Source organism: Bacteroides sp. OM05-12 (assembly GCF_003438995.1).
GTDB lineage: Bacteria > Bacteroidota > Bacteroidia > Bacteroidales > Bacteroidaceae > Bacteroides.
Genome location: NZ_QSUN01000035.1, coordinates 1 through 20970, shown reverse-complemented (window position 1 = coordinate 20970; position 20970 = coordinate 1). Strand labels below are relative to the sequence as shown.

Annotated in this window: 13 protein-coding genes, 1 tRNA gene and 1 pseudogene; 3 read left to right on the top strand and 12 right to left on the bottom strand. The window is 38.5% G+C overall.

Annotated features, from left to right (window positions below; translation table 11 throughout):
• Positions 1-89 precede the first annotated feature (89 nt).
• The 3 genes from mazG to DXB63_RS16645 all read left to right on the top strand — a co-directional run bounded on the left by mazG (position 90) and on the right by DXB63_RS16645 (position 2471).
• Positions 90-872: a nucleoside triphosphate pyrophosphohydrolase gene (gene mazG, locus DXB63_RS16655; protein WP_122127515.1), complete on the top strand. Its 783-nt coding sequence runs from the start codon at positions 90-92 to the stop codon at positions 870-872.
• Between the two features lie 172 nt (positions 873-1044).
• Positions 1045-1120 (top strand) — tRNA-Pro (locus DXB63_RS16650).
• A 136-nt stretch (positions 1121-1256) separates the two neighbouring features.
• Positions 1257-2471, top strand: coding sequence for a site-specific integrase (locus DXB63_RS16645; protein ID WP_122127514.1), 1215 nt, complete (start codon positions 1257-1259; stop codon positions 2469-2471).
• A gap of 59 nt (positions 2472-2530) precedes the next feature.
• Here the strand turns inward: DXB63_RS16645 and DXB63_RS16640 are convergent, their stop codons facing one another.
• The 12 genes and pseudogenes from DXB63_RS16640 to DXB63_RS18010 all read right to left on the bottom strand — a co-directional run.
• Positions 2531-5587 carry a hypothetical protein gene (locus DXB63_RS16640; RefSeq protein ID WP_122127513.1) on the bottom strand — a complete coding sequence of 1019 codons (3057 nt, stop codon included), beginning with the start codon at positions 5585-5587 and terminating at the stop codon, positions 2531-2533.
• The gene (locus DXB63_RS16635; RefSeq protein WP_122127512.1) at positions 5571-8780 is read right to left on the bottom strand and encodes a right-handed parallel beta-helix repeat-containing protein; all 3210 of its coding nucleotides are present in this window, start codon (positions 8778-8780) and stop codon (positions 5571-5573) included. The genes DXB63_RS16640 and DXB63_RS16635 overlap by 17 nt, the downstream gene beginning before the upstream one ends.
• Position 8781: 1 nt before the next feature.
• Positions 8782-11226, bottom strand: coding sequence for a hypothetical protein (locus DXB63_RS16630; protein ID WP_122127511.1), 2445 nt, complete (start codon positions 11224-11226; stop codon positions 8782-8784).
• Positions 11223-11423: a hypothetical protein gene (locus tag DXB63_RS16625; RefSeq protein WP_233522885.1), complete on the bottom strand. Its 201-nt coding sequence runs from the start codon at positions 11421-11423 to the stop codon at positions 11223-11225. Before DXB63_RS16625 ends, DXB63_RS16630 begins: the two co-directional genes overlap by 4 nt.
• Positions 11424-11583: 160 nt before the next feature.
• Entirely contained in the window at positions 11584-11958 is a 375-nt protein-coding gene (locus tag DXB63_RS16620) for a hypothetical protein (protein ID WP_122127509.1), read from the bottom strand.
• Positions 11959-12095: 137 nt separating this feature from the next.
• The gene (locus tag DXB63_RS16615) at positions 12096-12635 is read right to left on the bottom strand and encodes a glycoside hydrolase family 19 protein (protein ID WP_122127508.1); all 540 of its coding nucleotides are present in this window, start codon (positions 12633-12635) and stop codon (positions 12096-12098) included.
• 12 nt (positions 12636-12647) lie between these two features.
• On the bottom strand, positions 12648-12998 hold the full coding sequence (locus DXB63_RS16610) for a hypothetical protein (RefSeq protein WP_122127507.1): 351 nt from the start codon (positions 12996-12998) through the stop codon (positions 12648-12650).
• A 117-nt stretch (positions 12999-13115) separates the two neighbouring features.
• Positions 13116-17012: a phage tail tape measure protein gene (locus DXB63_RS16605; RefSeq protein WP_122127506.1), complete on the bottom strand. Its 3897-nt coding sequence runs from the start codon at positions 17010-17012 to the stop codon at positions 13116-13118.
• A 103-nt stretch (positions 17013-17115) separates the two neighbouring features.
• Positions 17116-18984, bottom strand: coding sequence for a hypothetical protein (locus tag DXB63_RS16600; RefSeq protein WP_122127505.1), 1869 nt, complete (start codon positions 18982-18984; stop codon positions 17116-17118).
• Entirely contained in the window at positions 18977-19432 is a 456-nt protein-coding gene (locus tag DXB63_RS16595; RefSeq protein ID WP_122127504.1) for a hypothetical protein, read from the bottom strand. The genes DXB63_RS16600 and DXB63_RS16595 overlap by 8 nt, the downstream gene beginning before the upstream one ends.
• A gap of 8 nt (positions 19433-19440) precedes the next feature.
• Positions 19441-20430 (bottom strand): hypothetical protein, encoded by a 990-nt coding sequence (locus tag DXB63_RS16590; RefSeq protein WP_122127503.1) that lies wholly within the window; start codon positions 20428-20430, stop codon positions 19441-19443.
• Positions 20427-20970 (bottom strand): annotated as a pseudogene (locus DXB63_RS18010) (hypothetical protein); the annotation flags it as partial. The gene DXB63_RS16590 and the pseudogene DXB63_RS18010, both read right to left, overlap by 4 nt.

Here is a 20970-nt window from a genome sequence, read left to right as displayed (position 1 = left end):
AATGAACTAATGTATTATTAGAAATAATGTTTGAAGAGATGTGAGATCTGGGCTTTTTACCTACTTTTGTATTCTAAAATTATGAGATTATGCATACAAAAGAAGAAAAGATGGAAGCCTTTGGGCGTTTCCTGGATATATTAGATGAATTGCGTATTAAATGTCCATGGGATAAGAAGCAGACCTATGAAAGTTTACGGACAAATACAATCGAAGAAGTTTATGAACTTTCAGATGCTCTGATGAAACATGACATGAAGGATGTACGTAAAGAATTGGGTGATGTATTATTGCATGTTGCATTTTATGCAAAGATTGCCTCTGAAACCGGAGACTTCGACATTAAAGATGTATGTGATAGCTTGTGTGAGAAACTGATATTCCGCCATCCGCATGTCTTTGGAAATGTAAAAGCAGAAACAGCCGGTCAGGTTTCAGAGAACTGGGAGCAATTGAAACTGAAAGAGAAAGATGGGAATAAAAGTGTGCTCAGTGGTGTACCGACTTCATTACCTTCATTGATAAAAGCTTATCGCATACAAGATAAGGCGCGCAACGTTGGGTTTGACTGGGAAGAGAAAGAACAGGTTTGGGATAAAGTAAAAGAGGAGTTTGGAGAACTTCAGGTAGAATTGGCCAATCTTGATAAAGATAAATCGGAAGCTGAATTCGGCGATTTCCTTTTTAGCGTTATCAATGCCGGACGTCTTTATGGGATAAATCCGGATAATGCTTTGGAGCGTACTAATCAGAAATTTATTCGTCGTTTTACTTATTTAGAAGAACATACTTTAAAGCAGGGCAAAGATTTAAAGGAGATGCCTCTAGAAGAAATGGACAAATATTGGAATGAAGCTAAAGCTAAAGAATGATCGTATTATATTAAATGGAGGCTCAATAATAAGATAAGTTCCATTATGAAAACTTTATAAGATATGATTATTCCTTTTAATTAAATATTGGTTCTTTTTGAATCTTTGAGAATAAAAAAGAGACCAAAAATTTGTTATTTCCCAGTAATAATGTACTTTTGCACTCGCAATTCGGGGTGTAGCTCAGCCCGGTTTAGAGTACGCGTCTGGGGGGCGTGTGGTCGCTGGTTCGAATCCAGTCACCCCGACATTGAAAGGTCTAAAGCATTAAACTTTAGACCTTTATGTTTTATAAGTGTATGCTTTCTACGTACAAATATGTATGTTGTTATTTAGGTTTTCAATATCGCAAAAAATGAATAACCAATTAATAATTAACATGTTATGCCAAGAAAGAAAGCAATTATTATTTTGCCACGCTTAAATGATCGTGGTGGTATTTTAGCCAAACAGTGGTTTGTTGAATATTCCTGCAGGAATCCTCATACAGATGAAATGAAGAGATTCCGGATTTATGAAGGCTTTTCTGAGTTGAAAACAGCAGAAGAGCGTTATGTACATGCTAATAAGATCATCACAGAAGTAACAGAGAAACTTCAAAATGACGGAAGTCCGTTTGATAAGCCTACTGTTATCTATGAAGATGAGATAATGTATAGCCATGCTGCACGTATTTGGGGTAAAGAAAAAAAATCTATAGTAACCATCCGTTCTTATCTTAGTGAGTTCCTTTTGGAAAAGAAAGATGAATTGATCAAGCATAGTTACCAAACCTACCAATCAAAGTTTAGGATATTCTGTTCTTGGATGGAAATTAAGAAATTAGATAAAATTCATGTTAGTTTTATAACTAATCAACATATTATTGAATTTCTCAAATATGTTTCCAACCATAATCAATTAAGCCGTAGAACTGTAAGTAAGTATAGGCAAATGTTACATTGTTTTTTTGAATGGCTTATTCGCAACAAAGGTGTTATAGATCGTAATCCAGTTTATGGCATACCTCAAATAGGAAAAATAAAAGATGAATCTCCATGTCCTATTCCAGATCAGGAAAGAGAGGTATTAAAAGTATATATGAAAGCAAAAGATCCACAACTTTGGTTAGTCTGTTTGTTTGAATATTATTGTGCTATTCGACCACACGAAGAACTTCGCCATTTAAAAATTGGAGATATTAACTTTGAATCTCATACTATTACGATCAGGAATGATATAGCAAAAAATCATCTTACAGAAACAGTCGATATTCCCGATCAGTTATTTGAGGAAATAACAAAAACCTATAAGTTACATGAATATCCCCAAGATTATTATGTTTTCTCTTTAAATCGACAGCCGGGTCCTGTTCATTTAGGCAAAAGCAATTTTCGAAACAGATTTTATGAAATTCGAAAGGTTCTCGGATTATCGTCAAAATATAAATTATATGGGTTCAAACATACAGGAGCTTCAAAGTTAGTTGATGCGGGTGCAAGTACATGGGAATTACAAAGACACTTTAGGCATAAAAGTATAACGACCACTGAAGCGTATTTTAGAAAGAATTTAGGGTTGAAAAGCAAAAAACTGAAAAGTGACTTTCCGGATATATAAAGAGGGGTATTTTCCCCTCTTCTTTATATCTCTTCAATGATACTGGCTTTCAACTTAAATTAAGCCTCTTGCACCTCTATGATATTCAACGGAACAGCAATGTATGCACCGGATGAATTTACTCCAAATAGTATATTAAACCCATCATTCCCTACGGTTATGGTTTGTTCCAACCATGTGGAAAGATTGCTGTTGAGTACAAAACCGGCAGGCTTTTCAAATAATGTTTCAGTACCACCAACAGACAGCTTATACGTTGACCTGTCGGCATCCGCTCTGGATATAGTCGAACAGAACAATCTCACCTTATATGTGCCGGCAGGTATATCTATCTTATACTCACGGTACTTCTCCGTATTTGCGGATGTACATATATTGCGCTCCAGTATCTCATCCGGATAAATACCTGAATTATCCCCTGTGGTGAGACCTTTATTATTATCAGACATAAGGGAAGCCCCTTCCGAATCCACTTTAGTCATTGTTCCTGCAATATCGCCGGATATAGAATACAATGTACCGACAGCTCCCTGTGTCGTAATAGCGGTTCTTGTGAGTAAGTTATCGGAATCGAACAAACTTGTCTTATTACCCAGAAGTGCCTTGCCCCAGCCTAATGAAATTACAATTTTATTGCTAGTATCCGGTATATTTATTGACCCGCCCATAACTTCCGATACGTCCGAATCCTTTTTAATCTGGGCATACAAAGTCTTCATCCCGAAACTGTCAAAGGCATAAGTGATATCTTCTGTCCATTCCAACCAAGGAAGAGAACTCAAATCCTCACTCTCACCCAGCCTGTAATGGGTAGGAGTACCGATACACGTCAATGTAACCTTTACACCGTTATCAATGGATGTGTCAAGCTCAAGCAATACACTTTTCAGGCGTACGCTGCTATCGGCAATTGAAGCGTCAATGTATTTTCCCATAAACGGGCCTACCGGATACACCGAATTAAACCAATTCTTGTAACCCTGATAGTCAAAATCAAAACTGCGTCCGGTTCCCATTCTAGCTAAAGGACTATCGTGTGCGATTCGAAAATCGGCATTTTCATAATCTGAAATCTTATATTCCGCGCATTTTTCATACAGCTCATCAAAATTAAAAATCACATTGTTTACCGCCTGCTCATTCCATTTAGCCAGTGTAGCTGTAGACATATTGGTAAACAGCGTACCATTGTTCGCCAGAACATTGTCATATAAATGCACACCCATCACCTGCACCGTATTACGCCCGTTGACCGTCCGTCCGGGCGTAACAAGCACATTGTTGTGAAAGAGAATTTGAATGTCATTGTTTATCACGTTACTTGTCGCTCCGGTAGGATTAATTTCAGGGGTGGCGAAATTAAAAAGGAACTGGATGCCTGAACCTCTGGTAGAATAAACCACATTGTTAAATACGTCCAAATTTCCAATGGGGCCTATTTGAAGGTTAGGCCCGTGGCTGTCATAAATGAAATTATTATAGCATTTTCCCGTCAAACTCTGAATGGATAGCCCGGAAGTTTGGCTTGCTTCCTCCTTGTATGAGCACCCGATGAGTGTATTGTAACAGACATCGCCTTCTGAATTTGATATCTGTACGCCATCATACCCGGTACGCTCATACAGATTCCTGTAAAAGCGGAAATTTGTCAGGTAGTGCGCTTTCTTAGGGTATTTCTGTCCCTTTACATACGTCACCGCTTCGCCTTTCAAGTTTTTGAACGATACCGTTTCGCCGGTATAGGTTGTTTCGACCTGCTCGGAGGTGTAATATCCAAGATAGCAACCTTCGCAAGTCGTATCGTGCGTATAGTTATGATGAAACCAAAAATTATGCTGCTCAAAATTACCGTACCAATAAATAGGATTTGTAGCGTTCGGATCGGTTTTGCTCATAATCGCACTGAACTTTACATCCGTCATTTCCAGCTCGAACAATTCCGCATCGCTTGTTCCGTTCAGGAGCTGAAAGCAGGTTGTCGGCAATTCCCCGGTAACGGGATTTTTAGTGAATTTGATACCGTTATGCAAGTTATAATATCCCCTTCCATCCCATACGGTGTGGTGAATGTCACCGTCATAATTTACACAGTGATAGGCTGACCCGTGAAACTCTACCGGTGTCGGGCTGTCAATGGTAATCACAAGGGGGTGCTCATACGAGAATTGCGGTGTGCCGCTCGCATTCGCAACCCCTCCATTGCCATTACCCGCCAGACGTATCTTGGAATACACATTGCCGTCTTCCGATGCCGGCTTCGACAACACCAAAGTATAGGCATCATATCCGGCAGGGAAATTGGCGATATTGATATTGGTATAAAATGTCAGGTTAGGCACTTCAAATGTCGCGTACAAATCGTTTACCCCCGTCCTGTACATCTGTATTTTCGTCCCATGATCCCCGTTAATAATACCGAAAGGCTGTTGTCCCTCGGACGGCCGGACAGCCAGCCGTGGGGTAATCGTGATAATTTTATTTATCCGCTTTACCAATGTACGCCCAAGCAACACATCGGTCACAGATACCTCAATGTCATAGATACCACGGTCTGACGCTTCGGAAAAAGAAAAGCTGTCAGTATCACCCTCAACCGTGCCTCCGGTATCGAACGTCAATGTCCTTACAGGATTGCCCTTTTCATCCTCACGGTAAATCTTCGCTGTAATGGTATGTTCACGGGTAAAGGAATAGCCGTTATCAGGTTTGACGGTGATAGAACCGATATCACCCACGCGCACGATTTCGGATACTTCGACATCGAAATACGGTAACTGTTGCGGTTGCATAGCGTACAGATAGCGTGATTTCTCGGCGGAAAAAAGCCCGGTAATCCCGTCATTGTCGAAATTCATTGCACGTACCTTTTGCTGCAGCTCGCCTTCAGTGGTTACAGTGATTGTGGTTTCCGTTGCCTGCGATGTGTTGTTTATTGTCTCGTTAATCGGTGATCCCTCCAAACTTTGCTTTTTTATGAACTCGATGCGCTGCGCCCATTTAGTCAGAGCCTGAAGGGTTACGGTTTCACCAACCAGCGGAAATGAATTGCTCGCCTTGGTATTAAGCTGCACCCTTCCGATGCCGCCTATTAATTTATTGTTATAAATCTGACTCATAGCTATTGTCTTCTATTGTTAATGTATAAGGATTATCGCTCACGTACATCCCATCGGCAGACACACAGTACAATGCTACGGATACAAATTGCCCGAAACGCATAATTGCGTCCCCCGTTTCCGGTGTGAATGTAGACTTGAACAATATCCCCCTTTTCTTGCTGTTGATGCGCAGTAAAAGCAGGTCATCCGTCGGAACCCTGTATGCCGCCGAATTATTGAATGTAACCAAATCCACGATGTTAGTGCCCTCATATCCGGAGCTGGTGTCTGTCGATTCGTCCCAGACAACACCGTCCAAATTATAAGCACCTATATTGCCTCTCGCAACGGATTTCAGGTACTCTCTGTCAAACTCTGACATATAATCCATATTGGCGGGATAAGTATCCTTGAGTGACGCCAATAACTTGTAATCGCCTCCGTTGTCCGCGTTAAGCACCTTATCGGTCGCACTGACAGCTACGGAATTGGTTTCATAGCCACGGCTCTGGTATTCGCTGAGTTTACGGGTTTCAAAGCTGAAATCAAGGTATCCATCCTCTGCGCCACCCTCTATTTGCGGAATGTCGAGTATTTTGAATTTTACAAACCGTTCCTCCGGCTTATTATCCCAGAATGCTGAAGCATAGAGGTTGTTATAGGATATGTATTCCTTTAAGCCTGTAAGGACAAATACAGCATGGGCATTGGCAAGATGATTGATATAGATATTGTTGCAATTAGTCAACTTATCTACAATTCCCGCCGATATGAATTCCTGATTGGTGCTGAATTCACCATTGAAGTAGACTGTATTGTTGCGGATATCCAAATTCTTGATATCGGCAGCACCCATAATACGGCGGGTGTACACGTACTGCCCTTTGGTGATATTGTTGTAAAACACATTCGATTCAATTACAAAGTTTGTTACCGGCTTAGGCAGTGTGAATACCTGCCCCGCTGTATTCTTGATGGTATTCCGGCACATGTCAATGGTATCGAATCCGCTGAACGAGCAGGCGTATTCGATCATTGTCGCCCCGTCAATGATATTATCATGGAGTTTCAGAACCCCGTTGTAAGAATCCAATTGGAGTACATAAGCGTGTGACACTCCACCGCCTTCAATGTAGTAATCCCCCTGTAAATTATTGCGGGTGATTTCAACCGATTCCGCGCCGTTGGTATAAATGACCACAGCACCGGCTTTTTGAAAATCACAAGAATCAACAATGAAATTTGATGTTTTCTTGAACCGCAGACAATTACATGAGAACGCCCGGTATCCGAGATCATTTTCATAATACCCGTCAAATGTACAGTTGTAGACAACGATGTTTTTTATCTTGGCATCATCTGATCCGCGAACCATCACCGCCGAAAGTTCTTCCGGTGCATCCTGTCCGGAAAAGTTGCAGTAATTCCGCATCGTCAGATTTTTGATAATGATATTGTCCACGCCATTTATGTCAAAACCGCCCAGCCACCGGCAGTCGATCGTGTACAGGTTTTTCCCGTCAATCGTCAATGTGTACCGGCTGTCCTTGTTCCAATTCTCCAGCTTTGCCGTCCATATGCCAAATTCTGAATTATACTGTGAAGAGCGTATTTCGGTAGCCTTCTTGACACACGAAATCACGACATCCCTTGTCAGTTTTCCCGGATAATCCTCTTTTAGTGATGCGAGGCACATTCCAATACCTGAATAGAACACACCCGGTTTGTCGCTACGGGTTAAGAAATCCGTATCACCACTTTGTATCTCCGCCTCTTCCATCCATACGTACATCGTATGATCAGCCTGCACATCCAGGAATGTATATTCGGACACTGAACCTTGAGGTGCCTTATCTACATTTAATTGTTGAACCTGATAACCTTCTTCGGGAACGATGGTAACCGTAGCCTTGCCACCTTGTTCCACAGTTATCAAGTAGCTGCTATTGTCCTCATTCGGGGTTACGGTAACTCCGCTACCCACGGCAGTAACCGTACATTGCCTTATATTGGATGGATTTATTCCTACTGAAATGGTATATCTGATGATTTCTTTGCGGAACCAGGCATACATCGTATGATTATCCTGAATGTTTTGGAATGTATATTCGGCAATGGCCCCCTGATCGGTTGCATCCACATTGACACGGCTGACTTCATAGCCCTCATTCGCATTTATCTTCACCGTAAGGCTACTTCCCTTGCTTACTTTTGTGTTACCTAATGGTTGTATCGTTCCCCATGTCCCGTCATCACCACCCCAATAAGAAGTAGATATAGTAAAGAAATCAGGATCGGCAGGAATGTCACCTCCGCTGCTGAAATAACCGGCCGGAACAAACAACCATTTTTTTGTTTCGGGATTGAAAACAGGAACAATCATTTTCTTTATATCGGAAATTTCACCGGTAACAGGTGTAACATAACTCCAAAATTCTTCGCCTTTGACCGGGAAAGAACCTACCGGAGCTGTATCGACGGATTGGTCCACATTGCGGAGTTTACCGAATGTGGGATTACTGCCACCCAAAACGACATCCGAATGAATGTAGATCTTATCGCCTACGCGGTTATAAGTAATCAGGATGATAGAGCCGGCATCGGTCGGAAGGTCTACGTTGCCTATAACATCAAAAGAGGTAAAATAGATTCTTTTATTCCCGGTTTGAGATAAAAGTATCTTTCCGACACTTCCGTCTTTTGTGTTATTGATGGTGATATCAAACACTTCAGGATTACCGGATAAAGTCACTTTTGCATAGGGTGTTTTCGTATGAGTGATTATTATATCATTTCCTGCCGGAGCAATCTCTACAAATTGTTCTTTGGCGAAAGAACGGAATACATCAAAGTTCAAGTATTCATATTTTCCGTTCACCCAGATATATAAGCTTTCACCTACTTTGAAAAATCCATTCCGTTCAGGGCCTTCAGGATAAGCAGTGACTAATTCTTCATAAGTGTCAAAACTGTCTATTATGATAAATTCCAGGGCCCGGCCATCATCCCCTTTGTCTCCTTTCAACTTAGAAATGGCTGCACGAACTATCTTGGTAATACCGTTTACCCGGTGTACTGCCGGTAATGAACTGATACCGTCCAGTGAATCAACAAATGGGGTAGTCCCCACGTCCGTAGCATTCGATTTGATTAGCGGAGCCACGAGTATGGCCAACTCACGTAATTCTTCCTGTGTAATATCCAGTGCCATATTAATTTCGTTGATTTAAAAGATAATAGTCTCCATTATAATAATATAGTTCGAGGATATCTCCTTTCGCCATTTTTATTTCATTCATAACTCCAAAGTTATTGTCCCTGATGTATGTCCTAGAGTCAAAATCAGTTCCTTCATACCTGTTTTCTGTACGACATTGTATTGAATATTTAAATCCAATATCATATTCGGTATTAGTGATTCTCCATTTCCCGGAAGCGATGATAGTCAGTCGGAATCCGAATAAACTTAATCCCCTTTCATTGAGATCCTTTATGTCCGGTAGATATACGGGATAATTTTTATCTTGAGTAACTAACATGCCGGGAGCCAAACCTAATATGATCGTTGTCATTTGGGCGATCCTGTCAATAATGAAATTTTCGAAATTAGCTTCGGTAATTGGTTTTGATGAATCGAAGATAAAGCGCTCTACATCATCAAACACAGCATTACCACCGGCTAATGCACCGGACTCGAGTATCTTCAAATTTCCTAAAGTCACGACTTTTGAATCTTTATTAAATATGAATCGATCGGCAATATTGATACCGTTGGTATTTATCATTTCAGAGACAATATTTCCGGCAAGCAGAGTAGCCACATCAATTAATTTAGTATTCAAATATCCTCCGACAATAAGCGTGTTTCCGGAGGCCGCTGCGTTTTCTACAAGTTGTGCATAGTTTGTATAACCGAGTTGACGGGCGATGTCATCTTTGGCCGTCATACTTGCATTGCTGAAATAGAGTTCAAATGCAGCCTGGAATTCCGGAGTGAAGCTCTCAAAGTTAACTACTCCTTTGACATTAATAAATGAGCTGTCTAAAAATATGCCATCGGGTGTCACATTGAAAAGGCTTAATTTCTTTTTCCCGTCCCCGTCGACATACCATGCATATATTTTAGTGCCGTCTGCTGTCGTTTGGAAGCCACTCTCTTTTACCGTATTAGTCAGATTGTTTATGCTAGTGACACATGCTTTTATCGAATCGGCCATTTGCTCGAATTTGGAGTTGATCTCTACTTTGAAATCATCCAAAGGCTTATTCGTTAATGAGACAAGTGATACGTATATCTCACCGGAGAATTCCAGTATAAAATCTCTAGTTCCGTCCCATACTCCGGAGAATTCGTGTATCTTAGGCGTCCGGTTCTCTGTTATTTCAATTTCATTGTACAACTCTTGGTTTTTAAAGCCACAGGACAAAGTTCCTGCTTCTGTACAATAGTATTTGAATGAGACATAAAATACTCCGATGTTGCTAGGATCTTTAATAACACTGGCGAGTTGTTTAATAAATCCATTTTTAATCCGGAGCATGTATTTTCCATTATAACTAGCCAATCCGACAAATGACTCATTAGCAGTATACAGTCTCTCATTTACGGTCAATAAACTGGAGTTATCTTCATATACAGAGACACTACTTCCTGTTATCCAATTATCTAAATCAGCAGTAAAACTAGCATTTGTCAGATAATTGTCTGCATCATTGATAATATATTCAATATTCTGTATCTCTGTTTTAATTAAGTTTTCAAGAACTTGGAGCTGCGTTGCTATGTTAATGCCTGTTTTTAAAATGAAATCACCAGTAAATACATTGCCATGAGGGGAAACCACTGTACATTCTTTTCCTTCCAGAGTATAATGGTCAATATACATATATTGTTTAATACTCGGAGCGTCCGGACCATAAGAGGAAAGGATTATTGCATTTTGCCGTTCTTCTTGTTCAGGATCACGGTTCCCTAATTGCACAATATCATCACCTGCTTTAGGAATATCACTATTATCATAACAATCCGTTTTTGACAAATCAATATAATCATCACCAATACCGGTAACAAGCCTCCAATAAAACCGATTAGACACATTCTCATGCACACCGGGCTTGATGTTGAAGGTTTGGCATCTTGCCTGATCGTGCAGAACGAATTCATTATTGATCGTGGTATCACCATCCGTACTTTTGAAATAGCATCTATAAGTATCCTCCTGTTCTTCAACCCTTATACATTTCATTGAAGCCGGAGAAAGAATTACTTCACCCCCTACATGACTTAGAATTTCAATAACGAGTTCATGAAATATCGCTTTTACTCTGACAATGAGTTCATCGACTTCCGCCACTGATCTACCCGAATTATTGATATAAGCAGCGAAACCAGCCCCCAAAGCACCGGAAGTATATTGGCGTGAGCGTATTGAATCGGTAATTATGCCTTTTAAAAAAGTAATTAATCCGGCTGCCGTATCATCATCAACCTTACTTAGCCGTTGATTGATCAGGTCCAATAAATCATTATCGTTTTCAACCAATTCCCAAAGATCATTTGCTATCTTTTGAAAGTTTCTCTCTAATTTTAGACGAACATCACGTCCCGTATCATTAGCACCGTTCCAAGGAACTATATATTCAAAATCCGTATTCATGATAATTCTAATTCCTCTCCCTCATAAGTTAATAATAACACTTGATAGCACATGCCGTATTCCAAAGTATCCAAATTAATAAAGTTGAGCATAATATCGGCGAAACGGTTCTTCTCTTTTGTAGATTGTTTACGTAACCGGGCATTTTGAATTTCTACTATTCCTTCACTTTTGCCACGTTCATAACTGTAGCTCATAAAACTAAAAGAAAAGCATTCCCTTTTTTCGCTTTTCTCCCTCATTCTCCGTATTGCTTCATATACATCCATGTAGCAAAATTAAAGAAACGTCCCCCTTTAAAAAAGGACATAAAAAAAGCCCACGATCTTCACAGACAGTAGGCTTCTCCAATGATAGCTATAATAAGTGACGTGTCTTTTTCCTTATTAAAACAGCTATTATTGATAATATAAACAATACAACAATACAAACAATGAAATTTATGTTTACCGGGCTGTCGGGTTTACTCTTTTCCTGTACCTCCTCATCCAGCTTCTTCTTTACGCCGGATGAGGAGCTTTCTAACATACTTTCTTTTGTTCGAACGGAAACCTCTTCTCCACTTTCATTTTCAACTTTGGCCTTAAACGTTTCGCGTCCGGACAATATACTTCCCGATACATTGCCCGTACTATCCATTACCGGCACATATATTTCGGAAGTCCACTCCCAATACAGGTTATTCTTTTTCATTAATTGCCAGATAGAATCAGTTTCGTTATGTGAATCCATCCTTTTGTTATTAATACTATCAATCTCCAAACTTATATTTCTCCGAAACTGGTGACTTTTACAACTTTGAACGGATAGACAGGTAATGACACTTATTGCAAATACCAGGCAAACAGTTAAAACAATATTCTCACTTTTCATAAATCCTCTTTTTTCGCTCTCTCTAAAAAAAATTTCCTGTCATTTATCCCATTGGTACCACCATTTACTTTTCGAGTTACGGCAGTAATATCATCTTTATCTGCAAGGCTATTGATATTATTACGTTGCCAATACCAGCATGCAGCCATTACAGCAAGTCGTGGTTCTTCTACTCTTTCAGGGTGATCAACAACATTAGGATTATACTTTAGAAATTGCGCGAAAAGCCTGTAATTAGTCAATCCGGTTAATTGTATAAGTCCCCGTCCTTTATAGAGCTGTCCGTCTCCATCAGCTTCCGGAGTATTTCCCAACCTTTTTGCTAATATTCCGGTATCGTATGCCTTTCCGCTTGCCAGCTCTTTAACGTAACGAAAACTTCCACTTTCATGCGCTATCTGAGCTATAAAATGTGCTTTCCGCAGTGGTGTATCAATATCGAATTTAGGCATTAACTCATTCAAAAAAGGAAGATACTTCCGGATGTTGGCTAGAGTTGCATAAGGCATGATACGTTTTAATTGTTCTGCATTCATATTATTTTTTAATTAACAGTTGTCATCTTCTTTCTTTCGGATACGAATTTCGCAGGTGGTATTGTAACATCTTAATCCTTTTAGATAAGTGATTTGTACTTTCAGGTCTGCCACTTCATTGCATTTAGTTTGTACTAATTCAAACATCTTCAGGTAATCTTCTTGCAATTTGTTTACACGCTCTTGAATATATTCCGCTTTATTTTGGTCAAGTTCCTGGCTCTTTCCTCTGTTCTCTAATTCCATAGCTGCTACTTCCGCCTCTTTTTTCCTCTTTTCATATTTATAAAAGAAGAACTGAAAAATACTTGTACCTCCGAACAGTACAGTTAAAATCGTTGTTATAATTTCCCACCTCTCCATAATTTGTTTTTTTTACAGGAAGAGATACTTCACAGTAGCCATTCCTTTTTAATGATAAAATAACTATTTTATATACAGCAAATGTACTTTCAGATGCCCGTTGAAAAAAGGACACGATCAATGCCGCGATACATTCGCATCCAATCTTTCCAATTTATTGAGTCCTTTCTTTATATCACGTGGATCCACAACTAATTCTTTTTCAGAAATTATTGTTAAAAGCCTGTTACTCTCAGTAAGTAGGATGATAACTTTCCTCATTTCTTCGCCATTGTTATTGCCAAATGGAGAAGAAGCCATAGAATTAGAACTTTCATATCCCAAATTAGATTCTGTACTGTAACCTCCTGAATATTTCCCGCTTTTGGTTTTAACCTGTTCTAATATTTGAGTGGTATTAATCATGTGTATAGTACCATTTTTTTGCGCAACGTCAAATATATCATAAAACTGTTTCACATGAGGGTTTGCTACCCCTGCATGATTTCCTACGAATTCATTTTTATGAACCGGGATAACGCCTGCCACATCATCCGGATTTCCTGACGTTGTATATCCTTCCACATATTCATCAGAGTATCCACCTTCCTTCAGTCCTTTTGCCTCGTCACGGGCTTGTTTGGCAGTAACTAACTGTGCTGCTCCTGCTGCTAATGCGGAAGCCATTGCGATAGTTGCCAATGCAGGTCCTACAACCGGGATTTTTGCAAGAGAAGCGTAAGCCTCCATAGCTGCAATAGCAGTAGTAGCCATAATTTGCAGAACTGACATAGCAAATTGTTTATCAGCGTATTTTTTTTTCACAGCATCAACAGCCGCTTCTTTCTCTTCTTCCAGTTTGGTCGTATCTTTTCCCGCTTTTTTTGCAGCTTTGATCTCCTTATCATATTTTTTTGTGACTTTGGATACCTCCTTATCTTGTAATGCCTGGTATAATTGAGACATGGACGAAGCAAAATTTGCAATTTGTTGTAATCCTTCCTTTGCTTTCTCTGCGCGAGTCCATTCATGCTCCTCTTCCAATCTATCTTGGGCTTCTTCATATTCTTTCTTGCTGATTAATCCTGCCTCGTAGAATGATTTTAAAATATCGAGCGCAACTGTTTTCCCTTTTTTCATTCGCTCTATTACCCCATCATTAAATTGATTGACCAGATCATCAGATTCTTTATCTACATCACCTTTCACCTCTTCATCAGGAACTTTTATTTTCATGGTTTCTTTGTGAAGCCTCTCCAATTCTTTCATTTTCCGTTTAGTCTCTGCAATTATCTTATCGTATATTTGCCCCTGAATATCGGCAGCATCTTTTCCGAATTCTTCCATCAATGCTTTTCGTTCTCCAAGGTGTGCAATGACTAATGAATATAACTTCTCTTGAAAATCATTCTCTGATATTTCTTTATTGGTATAATCATCTTTCAGCTGATTGATTTCTTCTGTTTGTTGAGATTTCATTAATTGGGTACGCCTTTCGTATTCTTTCCTTAAGGCCTTTTCTCTTTCTTTAGCTTGTTTCTTTCGTTCTTCTTCGGATAAATCATCATTGCCTAAAGGAACGTTACCTGATAATTTCTTTTTTTCTTCCTCAAGTTGTTTTATCTTATTTTTAACATCACCGAGAATTTGATTATAGTCATAATCCAGTTTTTCTTTATCAAAAGCCGACATGTTATTCAGTTCTGCATGTCTCTTTTTAGCTATTTCCAATTCATTAGTAACAAGTTCAATTGAACGGACATTTTTATCATTAAATAGACTTTCTTGAGTAGCTTTTAAATCCTGCTCTATTTTTTTCTTTTCTTCCACCCACTCATCCCATTCAGGGACAGCAGAACCCGAAGTAAAACCATTCCATAACAATTTAAAAACATTAACTTCTTTGTCCAAATATTCTTTAGGATCATTCCCATATTTGGCCATTTTAGCATTTAATTCAGCGATTCTTGCAAGTTGGGTCTCTATTGTTGCTTTCTTTATCAGCGACTCAATATATTTATCAATAGATTTTTTTGCCTGTTGAGTTCTTATATTTTCAAGATCAAGATAACCTAAATATTCAGGAGAAACCTCATTTAATTTTTTTATCGCAGCTAATCTATTCTCTTTGCTAGTTGTTTCATCAGAGGCCGTTTTGTAAAGCTGTTCTATATTCGTTTTCTCAGTAGTAATATTAGCGATAGCTTTTTTCCTTACATCTTCAAGTTTTTGTTGGGCTAATGTTGCAGAATCGGTTCTTCTCGAAAATAAATAAAGAGCACCTGTAACAGCAACAAGTGCAGTTAATACTGCTGAAAATGGATTCAATTTCAAAACACGAAAAAAAGCTGAAATTGATTGTTTTGCCAGATCGGTATTACCTTTAAGCGCATAAATGGCAGCAGAATGTAATAAAGTACTTGCGGCGCATACTTTGTCCCATCCATTTTTTAGTTTTAGGATAATGACATATTCGCCTGTAGCTGTTTTCATTTTGTTGGTCCATAAAGTATGCGCTTTTATAGCTATCGTATAGGTTACTAAAGAAGCCGTTGCAATTCCTATTGATTTTTGATGGCTTATTATAAACCCCGTAAGTGTAATCAATGCCCTTATAAGTGTACCTGCTCCAGTAATAACATTACCCATGTAAGGAGACAGTTTTTTCCCTAGTTCATAACTTACCTCCTGAAATTTATTTTTAGCTTTATCCAGCCCTGCTTGTAAGGTTGTATTTTTAACATTAAATTCGTTAATGACAGACGTGCCATCATTAAAAGCACTAGTAGCCAATTCTTGCTCACTCCTGACTTTATCAATATTGCCAGCCAATACCGAAAGAACAGATGCAGCCCGAGCACCATCCAATTTCATTTCGTCAAAGATCGGTGCCAGTTTATTCATGCCTCCAACCTTTCCTAATGTTTCCAATAACTGAAGTAAGGCTTCATTCGCATCTTTTTCCACTAACTCGGTAAAGGATTTCACTTCCAGGCCAGCGATAGAAGCTAATTTAGCAGGATCTTTGAACATTTTCATAATGACTCCCTGCAAAGCAGTAGAAGACATTTCGACTTGCTGCATATTTTGATCTAACACAGAAGCGAAACCCATAATTTGTGAAACAGACATGTTAGCCTGATTTCCCACACCAGCCAAACGTGCCGTAAAATCAACCAAATACGGTTCGGCAGCACTGGAATTTTGAGCAACTTCATTAACAGCACTACCAACAGATAACATGGCTTTCTTTAGCCCCATCTGATCCGCATCACCAAACATCTGGCTTAACTTACCAATGTTTTTGATTGCGTCTTTTCCTAAATCTTCTCCTAATGAAATTCGGATGATATCACCTGCTTCCGCAAATTCCAACAGATCTTTTTTTGAAGTGATACCCAAACGTCCGGCATCTGCAGCAAGGCTGTTTAATTCGGTTCTAGCAGTGCGAGTATCCATTTTTTGGAATTCTTCGTTTAGCTCTTTCACCTGCTCTCTTGTCATCCCGGTATATTTACGGACATCAGCTTCAGCTTCCTCTAATTTGGCATAATCATCCACACTTTTCCGCACTGCCATTGTAACACCTGTTAATGAGGCAATCGCACTGGCTCCCATTGCAGCATATTTATTAAAGCCATCCGCCATTTTTGAAAGAGAAAAATGCGTTTCCTGAGAAGTTGTTTTCAACTCCTTTAATCTAGCATTAATTTGGCCTAATTGTTTGTTGTATTGGGCATATAATGGAGAATCACCCGGTAATTGTTTTAGAATTGCGTTTAATTCCTGTTGTCTTTTACGGAGTTCTTTTATGGATAGAGAACCAATGCCTATTTTTTCAAATAAAGCATCGTATTCTTTCTGAGCAGCTTTTAAGTCATTGTGCTTGGCTATATACTCCGCAGTTCCCTCCTTTAACCCTTTCAGTTCCCTCTTGGTAGCTCTCATTTTTTCCTCAAGCTCCATCATTTTCTGACGTGCCGAATCTTGCTGAATTACAATTTCTAACTGTACCCTGTCTATTTTTAAGCTCATAGTTTCCCAACTAATTAGTTATTATAGGCAAAGTTATCCGGATGATATACTATAGAAAAGGACATAAAAAAGCCTTGTTTAAAAACAAGGCAAAACTATTTAATCATTCATCCAGCCACCTCCCATTTTCTATCCAAACGCCTCCGTCACGCCATTTCCCGTCATCAAGTATCCAACGTTTTTGCGCTTCAATATCATTTAGTTTGATAGGATAAAAAGTTCCTTTCCACGGACCTTTTCTTCCATTACGATCCAAAATGGATTCTATAGTCTTACACACATAGCGTTTATTGCGAATATTAAATATCAATCGAGCATCATATACATTAGGATCATAACTCTCTACAGAGTATGGTTTAGAAATATCAATATCATAGCTTCCAGAATATAACATTTTATCCATGTAAGTTAACCTCAAATTACCACCATCAAATAACTTGTTTTTTTCTTTCAGGATGAAAGGCTTGGGATATCGAGTATACATTGGATTATTTGCTTCTTCCATACCATGATTCGGATCATTTACAATATTAACCCATAAGGCAACCTCATCCATCCCCTGATAAAAGGCTACTTGAAATGGTGCAGAAGAGGTTTTATCAGTATCATCTGTGTCACTCAACTTATCAAATATTCCTTTATTGGCGTCATTTTGGACTGGATCGTTTTCCATACAAGGAAAATGTACTTTCGTCATTTCATCAATATCATAATATCCTCCCGAAGATCCTGCCATTGGAGATTTTAAAGAGAATGCCGCCATTTCCGCAGGGACCATTCCTATTTTTATTTCATTTTCGATGCCTTCTCTTTTTATATCACCAAATTGGTTCACCTCCACCTTTCTTTGCCATTCCGGTTGAGTCGTGTTATCAGCTATATAATAGCGTCCTTGTTCTGATTCAAAAAACAGGATATTTTTTACTTCCGCATAATTCTTGCCATATAAATATTCATCAATACTCTTTTCTGTTTCTAATTTCATTAACGTTGAAGAATTCAATATATCTTCATTTAATTTATAGAAACGATAAAACTCATTATCAGGAATATCATAAACTATATTGCAACGACTATGACTTTCATCTTCATCACTGATTTCTATAGAATACATATCAACAACATTCTGAACGGTAACTTCTTTCTGGGCAATAAAATAAATGTTGTTGAAGAGAATACGGACCGTATGTTTCTTAATATCAATAACAAATGAAAGATTAAATAAATTTTCTACTTCCTCCATGAACTCGGAAACAGTTCTTTTAGGAAACATTTTTGCATATTCCGTCGGATGCCCACTTTGCGGAAGATATAATGTTTGCCATTCCGAACCTACTAAATCATTCTTTTCTACCTTGTAACCCAACGCTTGCATTAAGATTTCCACATAAAAACACAAATAAGGTTGTGCGTAGAATACAGCCAAATCACCATACAGATCTTCACGTATAACGGGGATTATTCCTATTCCCGGAGCTACTTCCCAATCCAATGCAGGTCGCCACTCATTTAATATATTATTGCTTGACTTATTACCTATTGGGCATAAACAGAAATTTACTGTAGGATAGTAATACTTTACATATTGAAAAGGATTGCTTAAATCGGCTTTTCCCATATCGAGATCTTCTAATAATAGATTATTACTTATGAAATAATTCAATTCTGAACCTCCGGAAACAAGTTGAATATTAACTTTTTCTAAATCCCATCCAGTAACAATTTCCGTACCCTTACAGTATACTCTGTTATCTGATATCAGGATTGCCGTCCGTTTTGTTTTTAATTCACTAGTATTATTCATTCTATTAAGATGAGAATAGCATTCTGCATTTACAGGATTATCCAAATGCAATGCAATTTCATAAGTATATTCTCCTTTTTTAGTAAAAAGAGTATTTTCCTGCTTTACTGTCGTACTAAAGTTTTCCGGTAAAATGACCAGTGTTCCGTCAATATATAATTCAGTCATAATCTTTTAAATCAAATCCTATACTCATACCGCTAAAACCGCCGTATATATTATATTCCCATTCCGTCTTGATGTTTTTAGGTGCTTTATAGCTATAACTACATGAAGTGATATCCGTTTTTATAAGCTCCTTTACTTTTTCCATCACTTCCTGGATACGTTCGTAAAATTCAGCTTCTTCTTCGTCATTCTGTTGTCCGGAAGATACTTTTTCCAACAGGAAAAATAAGACATGGTTGTTCGTATTATAGCTATCCCGGTTTTCGACAATATCATCTGCATCGGGGAAATTAGAACATAACCATAGTTTATCCTTGTCTTTGAGTTTCTTTATCAAATGTTCTTCTTTTACAGCAACGATAGTACCCGCTATTGCATTTTCCATATCAGCATTTACTTTCCCACGTATATCGGCTACAAATTCACGAAATTCTTTAATTTTAATCATAAGGTTAATTATTCAATAAGATTATTATGTTCCGGATTAGCCATTTTAAAAGTAAACTCTACCGCTTTCAATACACTTTTACGGAAGGAACGTTCATAATTGGACTTCGTAATGATAATAGGATACCATTCATTTCCAATCAAAATATCTACTTCCTGTGCATTTATCAGGTTATGCCATAGTTTATAATCGCTTTGGAGAAAAATCACCCCGCTGTTGGCTGTATATTCATCTGTTACTTTAACATCGAATTTACGATCGACATCATACATGGAAGCAATTTCATGTTCGCTATTCGGTTTTAATATGAGTTGGCCAACTGTTGTCAGTGTCTCCGGCATATCGTATATATTCTTAAAACGAAAACACCGTGTCTCTAAATATTGAGTCTGATCCAGTAAGAATTCAAAATTATGAGTTTCTGTCAGAACAAAGTAATTACGTAAAGAACCAATACCCGGAAATTGTTCTTTTATCTTGTCCGGACTAACATCCAATGTTACTATAGCCTTTTCTCCCGTATGAGTATAGATAATTTTGGTATTGCTTACATTCAATAAATTTATTCCCAATAAATTTATCTTTTCACCTGTATTCATTAAAATACTAATATACTCTCTCGCTCCCATGCGTGTTACTTTCTTGTTTACATCACTCAAGCATGCCGGCGAATATGCATTCATTTTCGTGAACATCCGGCTATAAATCACAAAACAGGATAAATCCACAGTATTATTGAGATAGAATGTAAATGTTCCGGCAGCATTACTTTGTACTTGATCACCTTCCGAATACCATGTTCCCCATAATGCCAACCGACAGAATTTACCTAAATTGCGTATACGGACTTTGAATTCCGCATCAGGAGAATATTCTTCTTCAAGAATTCTTCTTCCTTTGTATTCAATAGCAAATGCAATCGTGCTGTCCGTATCGATAATATAATCTTTCATGGATGCGCAAAAGTTCTGCACATCAGGCCGTTGAATCACATTCATAATTGCATATATTTATTTTTAGGATTATTATCCGGCAAAAGATCTAAGACCACATTTTCACCATTCCGTAATTTCTTCATTTCATTAAGCCAAATGTCAGCATCATCTTTCATCCATCCGGCCAATAAACGAATATCATCCATAGAAGCAGGTTCACTATTAATGGCTCCCGCACTTTTACTGTATTCCCTGATGACAGCTTTAGGTATGACTTGAATTTGCATACGTGTCATGGCCATACTCATTGCATATAGTGCCAATGCTTTACAGGCTGCATAATGAACTTCCGTTTCATTTTCACTCTCATCGTTTAACAGTTCCTCCCATTTATCAAAACCATATCCTTTCTTAACATACAAGAGTTGAGCTTCTTTGATAAATGGAATCAGCTCTACATACATACGTTCGGATTTGCGAATAGGAAAATAGCTATCAAAAGATTGACCGTTCTTTATTAATAATAACCGGGATAGTTTGTATGTGTAGGCTAAGCACCCAGCGCCTTGTCGCATTTCTGCGGTAGGTTTCCGGGCACTCGCC

Coding starts and splice junctions, on each gene's coding strand:
- DXB63_RS16625 (WP_233522885.1), bottom strand. CDS start 11,423: ATGAGCTACAGTTATGAACGTGGCAAAAGTGAAGGAATAGTAGAAATT.
- DXB63_RS16645 (WP_122127514.1), top strand. CDS start 1,257: ATGCCAAGAAAGAAAGCAATTATTATTTTGCCACGCTTAAATGATCGT.
- mazG (WP_122127515.1), top strand. CDS start 90: ATGCATACAAAAGAAGAAAAGATGGAAGCCTTTGGGCGTTTCCTGGAT.
- DXB63_RS16590 (WP_122127503.1), bottom strand. CDS start 20,430: ATGAATGTGATTCAACGGCCTGATGTGCAGAACTTTTGCGCATCCATG.
- DXB63_RS16600 (WP_122127505.1), bottom strand. CDS start 18,984: ATGACTGAATTATATATTGACGGAACACTGGTCATTTTACCGGAAAAC.
- DXB63_RS16635 (WP_122127512.1), bottom strand. CDS start 8,780: ATGGCACTGGATATTACACAGGAAGAATTACGTGAGTTGGCCATACTC.
- DXB63_RS16620 (WP_122127509.1), bottom strand. CDS start 11,958: ATGGATTCACATAACGAAACTGATTCTATCTGGCAATTAATGAAAAAG.
- DXB63_RS16610 (WP_122127507.1), bottom strand. CDS start 12,998: ATGGAGAGGTGGGAAATTATAACAACGATTTTAACTGTACTGTTCGGA.
- DXB63_RS16630 (WP_122127511.1), bottom strand. CDS start 11,226: ATGAATACGGATTTTGAATATATAGTTCCTTGGAACGGTGCTAATGAT.
- DXB63_RS16640 (WP_122127513.1), bottom strand. CDS start 5,587: ATGAGTCAGATTTATAACAATAAATTAATAGGCGGCATCGGAAGGGTG.
- DXB63_RS16605 (WP_122127506.1), bottom strand. CDS start 17,012: ATGAGCTTAAAAATAGACAGGGTACAGTTAGAAATTGTAATTCAGCAA.
- DXB63_RS16595 (WP_122127504.1), bottom strand. CDS start 19,432: ATGATTAAAATTAAAGAATTTCGTGAATTTGTAGCCGATATACGTGGG.
- DXB63_RS16615 (WP_122127508.1), bottom strand. CDS start 12,635: ATGAATGCAGAACAATTAAAACGTATCATGCCTTATGCAACTCTAGCC.